The organism is Pseudomonas sp., assembly GCF_050739995.1.
Taxonomy (GTDB): domain Bacteria; phylum Pseudomonadota; class Gammaproteobacteria; order Pseudomonadales; family Pseudomonadaceae; genus Aquipseudomonas.
On record NZ_JBOICG010000786.1, the window covers coordinates 1 to 18,071 of the forward strand.

General features: G+C 58.9%; 17 protein-coding genes. 12 read left to right on the forward strand and 5 right to left on the reverse strand.

From position 1 onward, the window contains the following. Together ACRESD_RS26605 and ACRESD_RS26610 are read right to left on the reverse strand one after the other, a co-directional pair. Nucleotides 1–65: sugar phosphate nucleotidyltransferase (locus ACRESD_RS26605; RefSeq protein WP_431753646.1), on the reverse strand; the 65-nt coding region annotated here is incomplete at its 3' end. Continuing rightward, nucleotides 62–1,087, reverse strand: coding sequence for an aminoglycoside phosphotransferase family protein (locus ACRESD_RS26610; protein WP_431753634.1), 1,026 nt, complete (start codon nucleotides 1,085–1,087; stop codon nucleotides 62–64). The genes ACRESD_RS26610 and ACRESD_RS26605, both read right to left, overlap by 4 nt. A gap of 130 nt (nucleotides 1,088–1,217) precedes the next feature. Between ACRESD_RS26610 and ACRESD_RS26615 the strand changes: the two genes are divergently transcribed. The 11 genes from ACRESD_RS26615 to ACRESD_RS26665 all read left to right on the forward strand — a co-directional run bounded on the left by ACRESD_RS26615 (nucleotide 1,218) and on the right by ACRESD_RS26665 (nucleotide 15,263). After that, complete coding sequence (locus ACRESD_RS26615; RefSeq protein WP_431753635.1) at nucleotides 1,218–4,028, forward strand: LPS-assembly protein LptD; 2,811 nt, start codon at nucleotides 1,218–1,220, stop codon at nucleotides 4,026–4,028. After that, nucleotides 4,003–5,343 carry a peptidylprolyl isomerase gene (locus ACRESD_RS26620; RefSeq protein ID WP_431753636.1) on the forward strand — a complete coding sequence of 447 codons (1,341 nt, stop codon included), beginning with the start codon at nucleotides 4,003–4,005 and terminating at the stop codon, nucleotides 5,341–5,343. The genes ACRESD_RS26615 and ACRESD_RS26620 overlap by 26 nt, the downstream gene beginning before the upstream one ends. Further along, complete coding sequence (gene pdxA / locus ACRESD_RS26625) at nucleotides 5,340–6,329, forward strand: 4-hydroxythreonine-4-phosphate dehydrogenase PdxA (protein WP_431753637.1); 990 nt, start codon at nucleotides 5,340–5,342, stop codon at nucleotides 6,327–6,329. Before ACRESD_RS26620 ends, pdxA begins: the two co-directional genes overlap by 4 nt. Next, nucleotides 6,326–7,138, forward strand: coding sequence for a 16S rRNA (adenine(1518)-N(6)/adenine(1519)-N(6))-dimethyltransferase RsmA (gene rsmA / locus ACRESD_RS26630; protein WP_431753638.1), 813 nt, complete (start codon nucleotides 6,326–6,328; stop codon nucleotides 7,136–7,138). Before pdxA ends, rsmA begins: the two co-directional genes overlap by 4 nt. A gap of 106 nt (nucleotides 7,139–7,244) precedes the next feature. Continuing rightward, complete coding sequence (gene apaG / locus ACRESD_RS26635) at nucleotides 7,245–7,625, forward strand: Co2+/Mg2+ efflux protein ApaG (protein WP_431753639.1); 381 nt, start codon at nucleotides 7,245–7,247, stop codon at nucleotides 7,623–7,625. Next, nucleotides 7,625–8,476, forward strand: a complete 852-nt coding sequence (locus tag ACRESD_RS26640; RefSeq protein WP_431753640.1) for a symmetrical bis(5'-nucleosyl)-tetraphosphatase — start codon at nucleotides 7,625–7,627, stop codon at nucleotides 8,474–8,476. Before apaG ends, ACRESD_RS26640 begins: the two co-directional genes overlap by 1 nt. 9 nt (nucleotides 8,477–8,485) lie before the next feature. Continuing rightward, nucleotides 8,486–8,815, forward strand: coding sequence for a thiosulfate sulfurtransferase GlpE (gene glpE, locus ACRESD_RS26645; RefSeq protein WP_090368494.1), 330 nt, complete (start codon nucleotides 8,486–8,488; stop codon nucleotides 8,813–8,815). A gap of 285 nt (nucleotides 8,816–9,100) precedes the next feature. Next, nucleotides 9,101–11,023, forward strand: a complete 1,923-nt coding sequence (locus ACRESD_RS26650; RefSeq protein ID WP_431753641.1) for a PrkA family serine protein kinase — start codon at nucleotides 9,101–9,103, stop codon at nucleotides 11,021–11,023. A 113-nt stretch (nucleotides 11,024–11,136) separates the two neighbouring features. Beyond that, nucleotides 11,137–12,408, forward strand: coding sequence for a YeaH/YhbH family protein (locus ACRESD_RS26655; protein WP_017138057.1), 1,272 nt, complete (start codon nucleotides 11,137–11,139; stop codon nucleotides 12,406–12,408). Further along, nucleotides 12,405–13,970 (forward strand): SpoVR family protein, encoded by a 1,566-nt coding sequence (locus ACRESD_RS26660; protein WP_010206982.1) that lies wholly within the window; start codon nucleotides 12,405–12,407, stop codon nucleotides 13,968–13,970. Before ACRESD_RS26655 ends, ACRESD_RS26660 begins: the two co-directional genes overlap by 4 nt. Nucleotides 13,971–14,033: 63 nt before the next feature. Then, entirely contained in the window at nucleotides 14,034–15,263 is a 1,230-nt protein-coding gene (locus ACRESD_RS26665; protein ID WP_431753642.1) for a multifunctional CCA addition/repair protein, read from the forward strand. Here the strand turns inward: ACRESD_RS26665 and folK are convergent. Then, a complete protein-coding gene (gene folK / locus ACRESD_RS26670) occupies nucleotides 15,258–15,776 on the reverse strand; it encodes a 2-amino-4-hydroxy-6-hydroxymethyldihydropteridine diphosphokinase (protein WP_431753643.1) in 519 nt (172 codons plus the stop codon). The genes ACRESD_RS26665 and folK overlap by 6 nt on opposite strands. Then, complete coding sequence (gene folB / locus ACRESD_RS26675) at nucleotides 15,767–16,120, reverse strand: dihydroneopterin aldolase (protein WP_431753644.1); 354 nt, start codon at nucleotides 16,118–16,120, stop codon at nucleotides 15,767–15,769. Before folB ends, folK begins: the two co-directional genes overlap by 10 nt. A gap of 74 nt (nucleotides 16,121–16,194) precedes the next feature. Here folB and plsY point away from each other — a divergent pair, with 74 nt between their 5' ends. Beyond that, on the forward strand, nucleotides 16,195–16,764 hold the full coding sequence (plsY, locus tag ACRESD_RS26680) for a glycerol-3-phosphate 1-O-acyltransferase PlsY (protein ID WP_060757270.1): 570 nt from the start codon (nucleotides 16,195–16,197) through the stop codon (nucleotides 16,762–16,764). Between the two features lie 32 nt (nucleotides 16,765–16,796). Here the strand turns inward: plsY and tsaD are convergent, their stop codons facing one another. Further along, nucleotides 16,797–17,822, reverse strand: a complete 1,026-nt coding sequence (gene tsaD, locus ACRESD_RS26685; RefSeq protein WP_431753645.1) for a tRNA (adenosine(37)-N6)-threonylcarbamoyltransferase complex transferase subunit TsaD — start codon at nucleotides 17,820–17,822, stop codon at nucleotides 16,797–16,799. Between the last annotated feature and the right edge of the window lie 249 nt (nucleotides 17,823–18,071).

Consider the following 18,071-nt stretch of genomic DNA (forward strand, 5'->3'; position numbering starts at 1 on the left):
GGCGTATGCAGCGTCAGCGGGCGCATGCGCTCGCCTTTGCCGGCGGCGAGGATCATCGCCTTCATACAATCGCCTCGGCAGGTTCGCGCAAGGTGGCAAACAACTCACCCAGTTCGTGCAATTCAGGCCGGTCAGCGAGCACCGCTTCTATATAAGCAAAGAAACGCGGCACGTCGGCCAGGTAGCGTGGCTTGCCATCACGATGGCAGATGCGCGCAAAGATGCCGATCACCTTGAGGTGGCGCTGCACGCCCATCAGGTCGCTGGCACGCAGGAAATCTTCGAAGTCGGCTTGCACGGGAATACCCAGTTGCACCGCTCGCTCCCAATAACCGCGCTGCCATTCCCGCACACGAGCTTGCGGCCAACTGAGGAACGCATCCTTGAACAGGCACGTGATGTCATAGGTCACCGGACCGTAGACCGCATCCTGGAAGTCCAGCACGCCTGGGTTGGGCTCGCTGATCATCAGGTTGCGCGGCATGAAGTCGCGATGCACCAGCACCTTTGGCTGGGCCAGGGCACTGTCGATCAGTTGTTCGCTGACGCGTTGCCAGAGGTCACGTTGCCGAGTATCGAACTCGATACCCAGGTGCCGGCGAACGTACCACTCGGGAAACAATTCAAGCTCGCGGCGCAGCAAGGCGACGTCGTAGCTGGGCAATGGTGCGTCCATCGGCAATTGTTGAAAGGCCAGCAGCGCGTCGATGGCGTCGGTAAACAATTGATCGGCGTTTCCAGCGTCAATCACGTCCAGATAGGTTTTTCTGCCCAGGTCGTTTAGCAAAAGGAAGCCGCGCGGCAAATCTTCTGCATAAATTTTTGGCACGTTTATCCCTGATTTCGCCAGCAAATCTGCAATATCGACGAAAGGTTTGCAGTTTTCCTGGGGCGGAGGCGCGTCCATGACCACGAAGGTATGCGCGCCACCTTCCCATCGGAAGTAACGCCTGAAACTCGCGTCGCTGCTGGCCGCGGTCAATGTGGCCGGGGGTACGGCACCCCAACCTTGAGCGTTGAAAAGGATCGGTAATTGCTCATCCAGCCAGACTTCCAGCTGTTGTAAACGTAGATCTTGCTCGGGCATTACAAGGGTCTCCGACGGCGCTAGCCGTCAAGCGGGGCATGCTTTATTATCACGCATCTTTTTCAGACCATCGAGAGGCGTGCGGCCCAAACCGCGGGCAGATGGCACGCAGGAAGCCCGGACTAATAAGATGGCATTGAAATCCCCCGCGTTTCGTAGAAAATTTCCGTTGCTGGTAACCGGCAGTCTGCTGGCCATGCAACCTTTCGCCACCTCATTCGTGGTCGCCGCGGAACAGTATGACTGCTCAGTCTCTGCTTCGGGTGCCTGGGATTGCGCGCCAAAGACCGCCGCCGCCCCATTGCCACCGCGCCCGGTGCATGATGGCTCGGCCATCAGCTCGGCCAACGGTACGCCACAGGGCGAAGCCGGCGGCAGCGCCGACGCCGAACCCAAGACCATGCTGGTTACCGAATCCAAGGGCCGTGGCCTGCGTTCGCGCAGCGCCGACTACAGCCACTTGGACTGGGTGCCTCGCGATAAGCTCACCGCAGCCCAACTGGCCGAAACCGGCCCTTATTGCGGTGGTGCGTACATCGAGCCGACTCGTCCTGGCATGAACGACAAGACGGACAAGAGCGACGCGCCGACCTTCATCGGCGCCAAAGCCTCTCGCTATGAGCAGGAACAGCAGATCGCAACCTTGGCCGGTGACGTCGTCATGCGCCAGGGCAGCATGCAGTTGGAAGCTCAGGAAGCCAGCCTGTATCAGGCAGAAAACCGTGGCGAGCTGAACGGCAACGTTCGCCTGCGCGACAACGGTGCCCTGATCGTCGGTGACCATGCCCAGGTGCAGCTCGACACCGGTGCAGCCCAAATCGACAACGCCGAATACGTGATGCACAAGTCACGCATCCGCGGTAACGCGTTGTACGCCAAGCGTGCAGAGAACGCGATCATCCGTCTCAAGGACGGTACGTACACCACTTGCGAGCCAGACAGCAACGCCTGGCAGCTCAAGGGCAACAACATCACGTTGAACCCCGCCACCGGTTTCGGTACGGCGACCAACGCGACGTTGCGGATCAAGAACATTCCGATCCTCTACACCCCTTACATCTATTTCCCGATCGACAACCGTCGTCAATCCGGCTTCCTGCCGCCGAGCTTCAGCACCGGCGGCGAAACCGGCTTCACCCTGGTTACGCCGTACTACTTCAACCTGGCACCGAACTACGACGCCACGTTGTACCCGCAATACATGACCAAGCGCGGTTTGTTGATGGAAGGCGAATTCCGCTACCTCACCAAGTCGAGTGAAGGGCAGTTTGGCGGGGCGTATCTGAATGACGATAGCAACGAGCGTAGCCAGCAAACCGATTACCAGAAAAACCGGTATATGCTCAATTGGCAGCATAAAGGTGGGCTGGATTCACGCCTTACGACCCAGGTTGATTACACAAAAATCAGTGACCCCTACTACTTCCAGGACCTAAAGACCTACCAGGAAGGCGTTCAGAGTCGTGATTACCTGAACCAACAGGGCTCCCTTACCTACAGCGGTGATTCTTATCAGGCCCGCTTGAACGTACAGCAATACCAACTGGCGACGATCTCCCAAATTACCCCGTACGGCCGACTTCCACAGATCACCTTCAACGGAACGTTGCCATACCATCCGGGTGGGTTGAACTTCACTTATGAGACTGAAGCTGTCCGGTTTGAACGTAGCCTGGAAAATGGCATGTTTACCGATGAGAACGGCGTCGTATCTCCTCGGCTAGACACCTATGTTACGGGCCTGACCCGTGCGAACGGCAACCGTTTGAACGTAGCTCCGGCCGTCGAGTATCCGATGAACTGGACCTACGGCTTTGTTACACCAAAGCTCAAGTACGTTTATACCAAGTACGATCTTGACCTTGACAGTAAAGGCAAGAGCGACATCATTACGGCTCAAGCAAATGCGACCGCTGCCAACCCGTATGCTGGCGGTGTATTTAAAAGCTCCCAAGATCGCGCGATTCCAATCGCCAGCATCGACAGCGGCTTGTACTTCGACCGCAACACCAACTGGTTCGGCAAAGACTATCGCCAAACCCTGGAACCGCGCGCGTACTACCTCTACGTACCTAACAAAGACCAGAGCGACATCCCAGTCTTTGACACCGGTGAATATACGTTCAGCTATGCCTCGCTGTTCCGCGACAACCGCTTCAGCGGCGGTGACCGGATTGGTGATGAGAACAAGCTGTCCCTTGGCGTGACCAGCCGCTGGATCGAAGACAATGGATTCGAACGCCAACGCGTGTCGGTTGGCCAGGCCCTGTACTTCAAGGACCGTGAAGTCCAACTGCCAGGCATCCTGGCTGCCGATCGTGCCGATGCACAGTCGAACGTATCTCCGATTGCCCTGGACTATGAGTTCCGCTTCAACCGCGACTGGCGTGCCACTGCAGACTACAACTGGGATACCGACAGCCACAGCCCTCGCTCCGGCAGCGCAATGTTCCATTACCAGCCGGAAGATAACCCGAACAAAGTGGTCAACCTCGGCTATCGCTACCGTAATGATCAGGTGGTCTACAACCAACTTACTGGCAAATGGCAGTTCGGCGGTGATTACGGTACGCCTGGCACAGATACCTTCGTGAAGGATTACTACAAAATCCAGCAACACGACTTCTCGATGATGTGGCCGATCGTTCCCCAGTGGAACCTGATCACTCGCTGGCAGTATGACTATGCCCGTAACCGCACCCTGGAAGCGTTCGGTGGTTTCGAGTACGACAACTGCTGCTGGAAACTGCGCGTCATCAACCGTTACTGGGTTTCCAACGACGAATATACCCAGATCGCCCCCCTTAACGAAAAGGGTGACCACGGGCTCTTCTTCCAGATCGTCCTCAAAGGACTCGGCGGCCTGACCGGCTCCAAGGTAGAGAGCTTCCTCGACAAAGGCATTCAAGGTTATCGTGAACGTGAAGATCAAGCTTTCTGATTGTCTGCGCCCGCTAGTGCTGGGCGCGCTGTTCCTGGGCACCGTATCGGCACACGCTGCCGTGCAACAGCTGGATAAAGTAGCGGCCATCGTCGATAACGACGTGATCATGCAAAGCCAGTTGGACCAACGGGTCAAGGAAGTTCAGCAAACCATCGCCAAGCGTGGCGGTGGTGTACCGCCGACCAGCGTTCTGGAGCCCCAGGTGCTGGAGCGCCTGATCGTTGAGAACCTGCAACTGCAGATCGGCGAGCGCTCCGGCATCCGCATCTCGGATGAAGAGCTGAACCAGGCCGTAGGCACCATCGCCCAGCGCAACAACATGAGCATTGATCAGTTCCGCGCCGCCCTGGCTCACGATGGCCTGTCCTATGAGGACGCCCGTGACCAGATCAAGCGTGAAATGATCATCAGCCGTGTACGTCAACGCCGTGTGGCCGAGCGGGTTCAAGTGTCCGAGCAGGAAGTGAAGAACTTCCTGGCTTCCGACTTGGGCAAGATGCAGCTTTCCGAAGAACTGCACTTGGCCAACATCCTGATCCCGACACCGGACAGTGCCAGCGCCGAGCAGCTCAACGCTGCAGCCGCAAAAACCCAGGCTGTTTATGACCGCCTGAAGGCGGGCGCTGACTTTGCTCAGACCGCTATTGCCGTGTCCGGCAGCGATAACGCGCTGGACGGTGGTGACATGGGCTGGCGTAAAGCCGCTCAACTGCCACCTCCGTTCGACCGCGAACTGAGCGCAATGGAAGTGGGCGGCATCACACAGCCTGCCCGTACACCTGGCGGCTTCATCATCCTCAAGTTGCTGGGCAAGCGCGGCGGCGAGACTTCGCTGAAAGACGAAGTTCATGTTCGTCACATTCTGGTCAAGCCAAGCGAGATCCGCACCGAAGCCCAAACCAAGGAGCTGGCCCAGAAGATCTATGACCGCATCGAAGGCGGTGAAGACTTCGCCACCTTGGCCAAGAGCTTCTCGGAAGATCCAGGCTCCGCCCTTAACGGCGGTGACTTGAACTGGATCGACCCGAAGGCACTGGTGCCAGAGTTCCAGGAAGTGATGGCCAAGACCCCGCAAGGCGTCCTGTCCAAGCCGTTCAAGACCCAATATGGCTGGCATGTTCTGGAAGTCCTTGGCCGTCGCGCCACTGACAACACCACCCAGGCTCGCGAGCAACAAGCCCTGACCGTGTTGCGTAACCGCAAATACGACGAAGAGCTGCAGACCTGGCTGCGTCAGATCCGTGACGAAGCCTACGTTGAGAACAAGCTGCCAGGCGCCGAGCAAACAGGCACCGACCAGGCAGCCCAGTGAAACCCCAGCGTTTCGCGCTGACACCCGGCGAGCCGGCCGGCATTGGTCCAGACCTGTGCCTGCTGCTCGCCTCGCAAGCCCAGCCACACCCCTTGATTGTCATTACCAGCCGCGACCTGCTCCTTGAGCGGGCCGCGCAGCTGGGTGTGGCTGTCAGTTTGCTGGACGTGGCGCCAGGCAACTGGCCCGACCTGCCCGCCCCTGCTGGCAGCCTGTATGTGTGGGATACCCCGCTGACGGCCAAGGTGGTGGCCGGACAACTGAACAAGGCCAATGCGGCCTTTGTACTGGAAACCCTGACCCGTGCCGGGCAAGGCTGCATTGATGGCGATTTCGCCGGCATGATCACTGCCCCTGTGCACAAGGGTGTGATCAACGAATCCGGCATCGCCTTTTCGGGTCACACCGAATTCCTCGCCGAACTGACCCACACCGCTCAAGTCGTGATGCTGCTGGCTACTCGCGGCTTGCGCGTTGCGTTGGTAACGACGCATCTGCCACTGCGTGATATTGCGGACGCCATCACCGCCGAACGTGTGGAGCGTGTTACACGCATCCTGCACACCGACCTGCAACAGAAATTCGGCATCGCCCAACCGCGTATCCTGGTCTGTGGGCTCAACCCCCACGCCGGTGAAGGCGGCCACTTGGGCCATGAAGAAATCGACATCATTGAACCGACATTAGAGCGTTTGCGCCAAGAAGGCATGGACCTGCGAGGCCCACTGCCTGCAGACACTCTGTTTACCCCCAAATATCTGGAGCACTGCGACGCAGTGCTGGCGATGTACCATGACCAGGGGCTGCCCGTGCTGAAATACAAAGGCTTCGGCGCCGCAGTCAACGTGACACTGGGCTTGCCGATCATCCGCACCTCCGTCGACCATGGCACCGCCCTGGACCTGGCGGGCAGCGGCAAGATCGATACCGGCAGCCTGCACGTGGCCCTGGAAACCGCCTATCAGATGGCCGAGACCCGTATATGACTGAGCATTACCAACACCGGGCGCGCAAGCGCTTCGGGCAGAACTTCCTGCACGACGCCGGCGTGATCGACCGTATCCTGCGCTCCATCCATGCCAAGCCCGAAGACCGCCTGCTGGAAATCGGCCCGGGCCAAGGCGCATTGACCCAAGGCCTGTTGGCCAGCGGCGGTCAACTGGACGTGGTTGAGTTGGACAAGGACCTGATCCCGATCCTCAACCAGCAGTTTGCCGGCAAGCCCAATTTCAACCTGCACCAGGGCGACGCACTGAAGTTCGACTTCAACAGCCTCAATGCGGCGCCCAACAGCCTGCGTGTTGTCGGCAACCTACCGTACAACATCTCCACGCCGCTGATTTTCCACCTGCTGAACAACGCCGGCATCATCCGCGACATGCACTTCATGCTGCAAAAGGAAGTGGTTGAGCGTTTGGCGGCAGGCCCAGGCGGTGGCGACTGGGGTCGCCTGTCGATCATGGTCCAGTACCATTGCCGCGTAGAGCACTTGTTCAATGTCGGCCCTGGGGCGTTCAATCCGCCGCCGAAGGTCGACTCGGCCATCGTGCGACTGGTGCCGCACGCCGTACTGCCGCACCCGGCCAAGGACCATCGCCTGCTGGAGCGCGTGGTACGTGAAGCATTCAACCAGCGCCGCAAGACCTTGCGCAATACGCTCAAGGCGCTGCTGAGCAACGCCGAAATCGAAGCAGCCGGCGTCGATGGCAGCCTGCGCCCCGAGCAACTGGACTTGGCCGCGTTCGTGCGCCTGGCCGACCAGCTTGCCATCCAACCAGCGCCGACTGCGGACTAAAGCCAGAGGTGCATCGGCCGGACAGCAAGTCTGGCCTATGCACCGCCTCATGGCCTAGACTGATCCGCATCTGCCGTCCTCCGCTTTTGCTTTTAAGGCCTCTCGCATGTCCGATCCTCGCTACCAGATCGACGTCAGCGTCGTCACCCGCTTCCTCGCGGACCAATCGCAACCTGAACACAACCGTTTTGCCTTTGCCTACACCGTCACGGTGAAGAACAACGGGCTGGTGCCGGCCAAACTGCTGTCGCGCCATTGGGTGATCACCGACGGCGATGGCCAGGTAGAGGAAGTGCGCGGTGCGGGCGTTGTCGGCCAGCAACCCTTGATCGACAGCGGCGCCAGCCACACCTACAGCAGTGGCACGGTCATGACCTCCAAGGTCGGCACCATGCAAGGCTCGTATCAAATGAAGGCCACCGACGGCCAACTGTTCGACGCCATCATCGCGCCTTTCTGCCTTGCGGTGCCGGGAGCTCTGCACTGATGGCAACCTACGCGGTCGGCGACCTGCAGGGCTGCCTGGAGCCTCTCAAGTGCCTGCTTGAACGAGTGAAATTCGACCCGGCGAACGATCGCCTGTGGTTGGTGGGTGACTTGGTCAACCGTGGCCCACAGTCCCTGGAAACCCTGCGCTACCTCTATCGCCTGCGCGACTCGCTGGTGTGCGTACTGGGCAACCATGACCTGCACTTGCTGGCGGCCGGCAACAACATCGAGCGCCTGAAAAAAGGCGACACCCTGCGGGAAATTCTCGAAGCACCGGATCGTGCCGAGCTACTCGACTGGCTGCGCCGGCAAAAGCTCATGCATTACGATGAAGGCCGCAACATAGCGCTGGTCCATGCGGGTATCGCGCCCCAGTGGTCGCTGAAAAAAGCACTCAAATGCGCCGCCGAAGTGGAAACCGCGCTGGCCGACGACAACCTCTACACCGCCTATCTCGATGGCATGTACGGCAACGAACCGGTGAAGTGGGACAACGACCTCACCGGCGTTACCCGACTGCGAGTGATCACCAACTATTTCACACGCATGCGCTTCTGCACCGCCGAGGGCAAGCTGGACCTCAAAAGCAAAGAAGGCGTCGACACCGCACTGCCCGGATACAAGCCTTGGTTTGCCCATAAAGAACGCAAGACCCGCGACACGAAGATCATCTTCGGTCACTGGGCAGCCCTGGAAGGCAAGTGCGAAGAACCTGGCGTGTATGCCCTCGACACCGGTTGCGTGTGGGGTGGCGCCATGACCTTGATGAACATCGACACCGGCGAACATCTGAGCTGCCGGTGTGAGTCCCCTCTTTCCGTAACACTGCCGGCCACCGCCAAGCCATAGGAGCCCGCCATGAGCGAATTCAAACGTATCCCTCCCGAACAAGCCCAAGCCCTGCGCGAGCAGGCCGCCGTCGTGGTGGATATCCGTGATCCACAGGCTTACGCCGCCGGTCATATCAAGGGCGCCCAACACCTGGACAATCACAACATTGCCGATTTCATTCGCGCTGCCGACCTCGATGCACCCGTGATCGTGGCCTGTTATCACGGCAATTCCAGCCAGAGTGCCGCCGCCTATCTGATCAGCCAGGGCTTCTCCGACGTCTATAGCCTGGACGGCGGCTTTGAGCTGTGGCGTACGACTTATCCTGCAGAAATTTCTTCTGGCGATTCGCAATAATTTTTTTCACACCCCGCTACCCCGCGTGACACTTGGGCTCGCGCCGTTTCTGACGAACGGCGCAGTCAAACTAATTACGCATCGCGCCTTGACCTCCCGGATTCCGAACTATCCTTAAGCGCAGGCCATCCGAATCAGGGGAGAGCCGGTACACCGGCGTGCGGGTCATCGGTAGCGTTTCAGGGTGTTCTGGGGGGAAAACAGCCATTGGCGTCCGTCAATGGCTGCCAGCATCGACTGATTGATCCGACGTCGGCTCCACGTATCGAGCGAGGTGACGACGTCATGAGTATTTTCAGCCACTTCCAACAACGCTTCGCATCCACACAGCAGGAAGAACTCACGCTGCAAGAGTATCTTGAGCTGTGCAAACAGGACCGCAGCACCTACGCATCTGCCGCCGAGCGCCTGCTATTGGCAATCGGCGAGCCGGAGCTGATAGACACCTCGAACAATTCGCGCCTGTCGCGGATATTCTCCAACAAGGTGATCCGCCGCTACCCGGCCTTTGAAGACTTCCATGGCATGGAAGAATGCATCGACCAGATCGTCTCCTACTTCCGCCATGCCGCCCAGGGCCTGGAAGAGAAGAAACAGATCCTCTACTTGCTCGGCCCGGTCGGCGGCGGCAAGTCGTCCCTGGCTGAAAAGCTCAAACAACTGATCGAGAAAGTGCCCTTCTACGCCATCAAGGGCTCACCGGTATTCGAGTCGCCCCTGGGCCTGTTCAACGCCACAGAAGATGGCGCGATCCTCGAAGAAGACTTTGGCATCCCACGGCGCTACCTCAATACCATCATGTCGCCCTGGGCCACCAAGCGCCTGTCCGAGTTTGGCGGAGACATCAGCCAGTTCCGCGTGGTGAAGCTGTACCCGTCGATCCTCAACCAGATCGGCGTAGCCAAGACCGAACCGGGGGATGAGAACAACCAGGATATTTCGGCCCTGGTCGGTAAAGTCGATATCCGCAAACTCGAAGAATTCCCTCAGAACGACGCTGATGCCTACAGCTACTCTGGCGCGCTGTGCCGGGCCAACCAGGGCCTGATGGAGTTCGTGGAGATGTTCAAGGCACCGATCAAGGTGCTGCACCCACTGCTCACCGCCACCCAGGAAGGTAACTACAACAGCACCGAAGGCCTGGGCGCGATTCCGTTCACCGGTATCCTGCTGGCCCACTCCAACGAATCGGAATGGCACACCTTCCGCAACAACAAGAACAACGAAGCCTTCATCGACCGGATCTACATCGTCAAAGTGCCGTACTGCCTGCGGGTCAGCGATGAGATCAAGATTTACGACAAGCTGCTGTTCAACAGCTCCCTGGCCAAGGCCCATTGCGCGCCTGATACCTTGAAGATGCTGGCGCAGTTCACCGTGCTATCGCGCCTCAAGGAGCCGGAAAACTCGAATATCTACTCGAAGATGCGCGTATACGACGGCGAAAACCTCAAGGACACCGATCCCAAGGCCAAGTCGATCCAGGAGTATCGCGATACGGCCGGCGTGGACGAAGGCATGAACGGCCTGTCGACGCGTTTTGCGTTCAAGATCCTCTCCAAGGTCTTCAACTTCGACCCTCACGAGATCGCCGCCAACCCGGTGCACTTGCTCTACGTGCTCGAACAACAGATCGAACAGGAACAGTTCCAGGCCGAAACCCGCGAACGCTACCTGCGCTTCCTCAAGGAATACCTGGCGCCGCGCTACATCGAGTTCATCGGCAAGGAAATCCAGACCGCCTATCTGGAGTCCTACAGCGAGTACGGTCAGAACATCTTCGACCGCTACGTGCTGTACGCCGACTTCTGGATTCAGGACCAGGAATACCGCGACCCGGAAACCGGAGAAATACTCAACCGCGTGGCGCTCAACGAGGAACTGGAAAAAATCGAGAAACCCGCCGGTATCAGCAACCCGAAGGATTTCCGCAACGAGATCGTCAACTTCGTACTGCGCGCCCGCGCCAACAACAACGGCAAGAACCCGACCTGGCTCAGCTACGAGAAGCTGCGGGTGGTCATCGAGAAGAAAATGTTCTCCAACACCGAGGATCTGCTGCCGGTCATCAGCTTCAACGCCAAGGCCAGCAAGGAGGACCAGCAAAAACACAACGACTTCGTCACACGAATGGTCGAGCGTGGCTACACCGACAAACAGGTACGGCTGCTCTCTGAGTGGTATCTGCGGGTTCGCAAATCGCAGTAAGGCAGCGACGGGCGCACGCTGCCAGGCCACCGGCCTGGCAGCCGACCGCTTGTCTCTAAGCTTCCAGCTCGCGGCTTGAAGCTTGTAACGTGAAGCTGCCCGGAGGGCTCCCCATGAGCTATGTGATCGACCGACGCCTCAATGGCAAGAACAAGAGCACGGTAAACCGCCAGCGTTTCCTGCGGCGTTACCGTGACCACATCAAAAAGGCCGTTGAAGAGGCCGTCAGCCGCCGCTCCATCACCGACATGGAGCATGGCGAACAAATCAGTATTCCTGGACGGGACATCGACGAACCGGTGCTGCACCATGGCCGTGGCGGCAAGCAAACCGTCGTGCACCCGGGCAACAAGGAATTCACCACCGGCGAACATATCCAGCGCCCCCAAGGCGGAGGCGGCGGCAAAGGTCCGGGAAAAGCCGGTAACTCCGGCGAAGGTATGGATGAGTTCGTGTTCCAGATCACCCAGGAAGAATTCCTCGAGTTCATGTTCGAAGACCTGGAGCTGCCCAACCTGGTCAAGCGCAACCTGACCGGCACCGACACCTTCAAGACCGTGCGCGCCGGTATCAGCAACGAAGGCAACCCTTCGCGCATCAATATCATCCGTACCCTGCGTTCGGCCCATGCCCGGCGCATTGCCCTGTCAGGCAGCAGCCGCGCCAAATTGAAGGAAGCCAAAGAGGAACTGGCACGCCTGAAGCGTGAAGAACCAGACAACTTCGGCGATATCCAGCAAATCGAGGCGGAAATAGAGAAACTCAGTGCGCGCATTCACCGTGTACCGTTTCTCGACACCTTCGACCTCAAATACAACCTGTTGGTGAAACAGCCCAACCCCAGCTCCAAGGCAGTGATGTTCTGCCTGATGGACGTGTCTGGCTCCATGACCCAGGCCACCAAGGACATCGCCAAACGCTTCTTCATCCTGCTGTACCTGTTTCTCAAGCGGAACTACGACAAGATCGACGTGGTGTTCATCCGCCATCACACCAGCGCACGCGAAGTGGACGAAGAAGAGTTCTTCTACTCCCGGGAAACCGGCGGCACCATCGTGTCCAGCGCACTGAAGCTGATGCAGGAGATCATGGCCGAACGCTACCCGGCCAACGAGTGGAACATCTACGCCGCCCAAGCCTCCGACGGCGACAACTGGAACGATGACTCGCCCATCTGCCGCGACATCCTGATCAACCAGATCATGCCGTTCGTGCAGTACTACACTTATGTTGAAATCACTCCCCGTGAGCATCAGGCCCTGTGGTTCGAATACGAGCGCATCGGCGAAGCCTTTGCCGATACCTTCGCCCAGCAGCAACTGGTCTCGGCCGGCGATATCTACCCGGTCTTCCGTGAACTCTTCCAGCGCAGGTTAGTGACATGACCGCCAAAAAAGAGCAAAAACGCCAACCCATTTCCACGGGCTCCGAGTGGACCTTTGAACTGATCCAGGCCTATGACCGGGAAATCAGCCGTATCGCGGCCGGTTATGCGCTGGACACCTACCCCAACCAGATCGAAGTCATCACCGCCGAGCAGATGATGGATGCCTATGCGTCGGTGGGCATGCCTTTGGGCTATCACCATTGGTCCTATGGCAAACACTTCCTCAGTACCGAAAAATCCTACACCCGCGGCCAGATGGGACTGGCCTACGAGATCGTCATCAACTCCGACCCGTGCATCGCCTACCTGATGGAGGAAAACACCATCTGCATGCAGGCACTGGTAGTGGCCCATGCCTGCTATGGGCATAACAGCTTCTTCAAGGGCAATTACCTGTTCCGTACCTGGACGGATGCCAGCTCAATCATCGATTACCTGGTGTTCGCCAAGCAGTACATCATGCAGTGCGAAGAGCGCCACGGTATCGACGCGGTAGAGGATTTGCTCGACTCCTGCCACGCCCTGATGAACTACGGCGTCGACCGCTACAAACGCCCTTACCCGATCTCCGCCGAAGAAGAACGCCTGCGCCAGAAGGAACGCGAGGAGCATCTGCAGAAGCAAATCAACGACCTGTGGCGCACCATCCCCAAACGCGCCGGCAAAAACAGCGACAAGGATAATGCGCGCTTCCCCGCCGAACCTCAGGAAAACATCCTTTATTTCCTGGAGAAACACGCTCCGCTGCTTGAGCCGTGGCAACGGGAAATCGTGCGTATCGTGCGCAAGATTGCCCAATACTTTTACCCACAACGCCAGACCCAGGTGATGAACGAAGGCTGGGCAACATTCTGGCACTACACCTTGATGAACGACCTGTACGACGAGGGCCTGGTCACCGACGGCTTCATGATGGAGTTCCTCACCTCCCACACCAGCGTGGTGTTCCAGCCGGGCTTCGATAGCCCGTACTACAACGGCATCAATCCCTATGCGCTCGGCTTTGCCATGTACCGCGATATCCGCCGCATGTGCGAGCACCCCACTGAGGAAGACCGCCGCTGGTTCCCGGAGATCGCCGGCAGCGACTGGTTGTCGACCATTAAATTCGCCATGAGCAGCTTCAAGGATGAGAGCTTCATCCTGCAGTACCTGTCACCCCAGGTGATTCGCGATCTCAAGCTGTTCAGCATCCTCGATGACGATCTCAAGGACGATCTGGTAGTGCCGGCCATCCACGATGAACCAGGTTACCGCACCATCCGCGAAACCCTGGCAGCGCAGTACAACCTGGGTAATCGTGAGCCTAACGTGCAGATCTACAGCATTGACGTACGCGGCGACCGTTCGCTGACCCTGCGCCACCAGCAACACGATCGCAAACCCTTGGGCGAGTCCACCGAGGAAGTGCTCAAACACCTGCACCGGCTGTGGGGCTTCGACATTCACCTCGAAACCCTGCAGGGTGATCAAGTGATGAAGACTCACCATGTGCCGCCCCGCACCGATCACAACGACAACGACTACGGCCGCCTGGACCTGGCCGTCGTTCATCTCTGAAACGGCAAAGCCTCCATTGGTCAGGCACAGGCGGTATCCTGTGCCGCTAATGGAGGCTTTTTCATGAAAATCTACAAAGTCGGCGGTGCGGTGCGTGACCGCCTGCTGGGCATCAAAGTCACCGACATCGACCGCGTGGTGGTCGGTGCGACCACTGAAGAAATGCTCGCCAAGGGCTACAAGCCGGTAGGCTCGGACTTCCCGGTGTTCCTCGACCCGAAAAACGGCGACGAATACGCGCTCGCCCGCACCGAACGCAAGAGCGGCAGGGGTTACGGTGGCTTTGTATTTCACGCCAGCCCCGAGGTCACGCTGGAAGAAGACTTGATCCGCCGCGACCTGACCATCAATGCAATGGCAGAGGACGACGACGGCAACCTGACCGACCCTTATGACGGCCAGCTTGATCTTGAGGCGCGTATTCTACGTCACGTTTCCCCCGCATTCGCCGAAGATCCCCTTCGAGTCCTGCGTGTTGCACGCTTCGCTGCGCGCTACGCCCCTTTGGGCTTCACCGTTGCACCGCAAACCCTGGAGCTGATGCGCCAACTCAGCGAATCCGGCGAACTGGAAGCCCTGACCCCGGAGCGCAGCTGGAAAGAAATCTCCCGCGCGCTCATGGAAGATCAGCCCCAGGTATTCATCCAAGTGCTGCGCGATTGCAATGCGCTGAAAACCTTGATGCCGGAAGTGAACGCACTGTTCGGTGTCCCACAACCCGAAGCCCATCACCCTGAAATCGACACCGGCATACACACCTTGAGTGTTCTGGAACAGGCGGCCTTGCATCAGCAACCACTGACCGTGCGCTGGGCCTGCCTACTGCATGACTTAGGCAAAGGCACCACGCCTGTGGATAAGTTGCCGCAGCACATTGCCCATGAACACCGGGGTTTGAAGCTGATCAAGGCCGTCAATGAACGCTTCAAAGTGCCAAGGGATTGCCAGGAGCTGGCGCTGCTGGTCGGCCAATATCACACCCACGGTCATCGTGCGCTGGAGCTGAAAGCCTCGACATTGCTGGAGCTACTGCAAAGTTTCGACGTTTACCGTCGGCCGCAGCGATTTGAAGAGTTTGTTGTGGCATGTGAAATGGATGCCCGAGGCCGCAAGGGTCTGGAACAGAGAAGTTATCCACAGGCGGATTACTTGCGCGGAGCAGCGAAGGCTGCTCGCGAAGTGGCGGTGGCGCCACTACTGGAGAAGGGCTTCAAAGGCCCGGAGCTGGGCGAAGCGCTCAAGCGCGAGAGGCTGAAAACGCTGAAAGCCTACAAGGAACAGCACGCCCTATAGGAGCGTGCTCGGTGTCAACTGCTGGCCCTGCCATTCGAACCCGACAGGGGCCAGCACCTGGTCGATCCGGGCATCGCGCCACAGCTCAGCCAGGGTCTTGCCCGCCTCAGGATGCACGCGATCCGGAGCCATCAACGACAGCGGCCACAACACAAAGGCGTTTTTCAGAATCTCGGCACGCGGCAGGATCAAACCATCGAAGTTGCCCACCAACTCGCCATACAGCAGCACGTCGATATCCAGCGGCAGGCCCTTGCGATCCGGCGCATAGCGACCATTGTCGGCCTCGATGAATTTCAACCGGCGGTCCAGCTCCATCAACGGCAGGTCGGTATGCGCCGACACCACCAGATTGAAAAATGGTCCGCTCTTGATACCCACCGGCTGGCTTTCGAACACCGCCGAACAACGCATATCGACCAAGAACCCCGCCAGCGCATCCAGGCCGGCGCAGAGGTGAGACTCGCGCTCAATGTTGCTGCCAAGGCCAAGGTAAACCTGAGTTAGCGACATCCGCGCTCGATCTCCACGCCCACGCCCCTGGCGGCCGGCACGGCACCCGGCTTGGTCAATTTGAGGTGCAGCCAGGGAATCTGAAATTCGCTCATCAGCACTTCGGCCAGACGCTCGGCAAAGGTTTCCACCAGCTGGAATTGGGCGTGCTCGGCAAAGGCCTGGATACGCGCCGATACGCTGGCGTAATCCAGTGCCAGGGTCAGGTCGTCACCCGCCGCAGCTGGGCGGTTATCCCAGGCGAAGCTCAGGTCCAGGCGCAGGCATTGCTTGATGCCGCGCTCCCAGTCGTAGGCCCCGATCACGGTGTCGACTTCCAGGCCCTCGATAAACACTCTGTCCAAGCACTCTTCTCCGCAGCACGACAAGGGCGCGATGCCCCGTTAGAATCAGGGCGTCCTCGCCCGGAATAGTTAGCATGTTTTGGTCACTGGCGATTCTCGCCTACCTGCTCGGCTCGCTGTCCTTCGCCATTTTGCTCAGCCGCCTCACGGGAAATCCCGACCCGCGAATGAGTGGCTCAGGCAATGCCGGCGCCACCAATATGTTGCGTCTGGCCGGCAAGAAACTCGCCGTACTGACGCTGCTTGGGGATCTCTGCAAGGGCCTGTTGCCCGTGCTGATCGCCAGCCTTGTCGGCCTTTCCCTGCAACAACAAGCCTGGGTAGGCGTGTGCGCCGTTCTGGGCCACCTGTTTCCGCTGTACTTTCGCTTTCGCGGCGGCAAAGGCGTCGCCACGGCGGCCGGCATGCTGCTGGGAATCTACCCACCAGCGGCGTTGTTGGCCGTACTGGCTTGGTTATTGACCTTCTATCTGACCCGCACCAGCTCACTGGCAGCCCTGATCGCCACACCGCTCACCCTGCCGTTGCTGGCCTGGCAAGAACCTGCGGCGTTGTTGCCGATGAGCGTGCTGACACTGCTGATCGTCTGGCGCCACCGCGGCAATTTACGCGACCTGTTTGCCGGGCGCGAACGGCATTTTTAAATACCGTCGATGAGCCCGGCTCACGCTGCCCCTTACAACGGTGAAAGCTGCTCCATCGGCCAACGTGCCTGCACGCTGATCGCCAGGCTTTCATGCTGCCCGGCCTGCAAGCGCTGGCAACCGGCATAGGCGATCATCGCGCCGTTGTCGGTGCAGAACTCAGGGCGTGCGTAAAACACGTCGCCCTTCATGTCGCCAAGCATTTTTTCCAGCGAGGCACGCAGGGCCTTGTTGGCACTGACGCCGCCAGCGATCACCAGGCGCTTCATACCCGCCTGTTTCAGGGCGCGCTTGCACTTGATGGTCAAAGTCTCCACCACGGCCTGCTGGAACGCCAGCGCGATGTCGCAACGGGCTTGCTCACTGTCGTCCCCGGCGCTGACGCTTTGTTGCCAGGTATTGAGTGCCGAGGTTTTCAAGCCACTGAAGCTGAACATCAAGCCAGGGCGATCACACATCGGACGCGGGAAGGTATAGCGACCCTGTACGCCCTTCTCGGCCAGACGCGCGATTTCCGGACCACCGGGATAGTTGAGGCCCATCATCTTCGCGGTTTTGTCGAAAGCTTCACCGGCAGCGTCGTCCAAGGACTCGCCCAACAGGGTGTATTGGCCAATGCCATCGACCTGAACCAACTGCGTATGGCCGCCGGAAACCAACAAAGCGACGAACGGGAACTCTGGCGGTGTTTTTTCCAGCATGGGGGCCAGTAAATGGCCTTCCATATGGTGCACACCGAGGGCCGGAATGCCCCAGGCGAAGGCCAGCGCTTGAGCACAAGAAGCCCCCACCAGCAGGGCTCCAACCAATCCTGGGCCGGCAGTGTAGGCAATAGCGTCGATCTCGGTCGGCACGCAGCCAGCCTCATCCAACACCTGGCGAATCAACGGCAGCATGCGTTTGACGTGATCGCGGCTGGCCAGCTCCGGCACTACGCCGCCATAAGCACGATGCAGGTCTATCTGACTGAACAGTGCATCGGCCAAAAGCCCGCGTTCACTGTCGTAAAGTGCGACACCGGTTTCGTCGCAGGAGGTTTCAAGTCCCAGTACTAGCATGGGTTTGCGCCTTGTAGAGGCTGAATTCGAAGGCGCGCATAATAGTCGTCACTCCCCCTCCCGACTAGCGGTTTTCGATCAGAGGCTTTGCATTCCGGGCAATGAGGGGTTAACATCCGCAACCCTTAAAAACCGACGACCTCAGCCGCGAATTTTTTGCGACGAGAACGTTGATTCCCGGTAATGAAAGAAGGTAGCTCTGGATGCCAGCCGTCAAAGTAAAAGAGAACGAACCCTTCGACGTAGCTC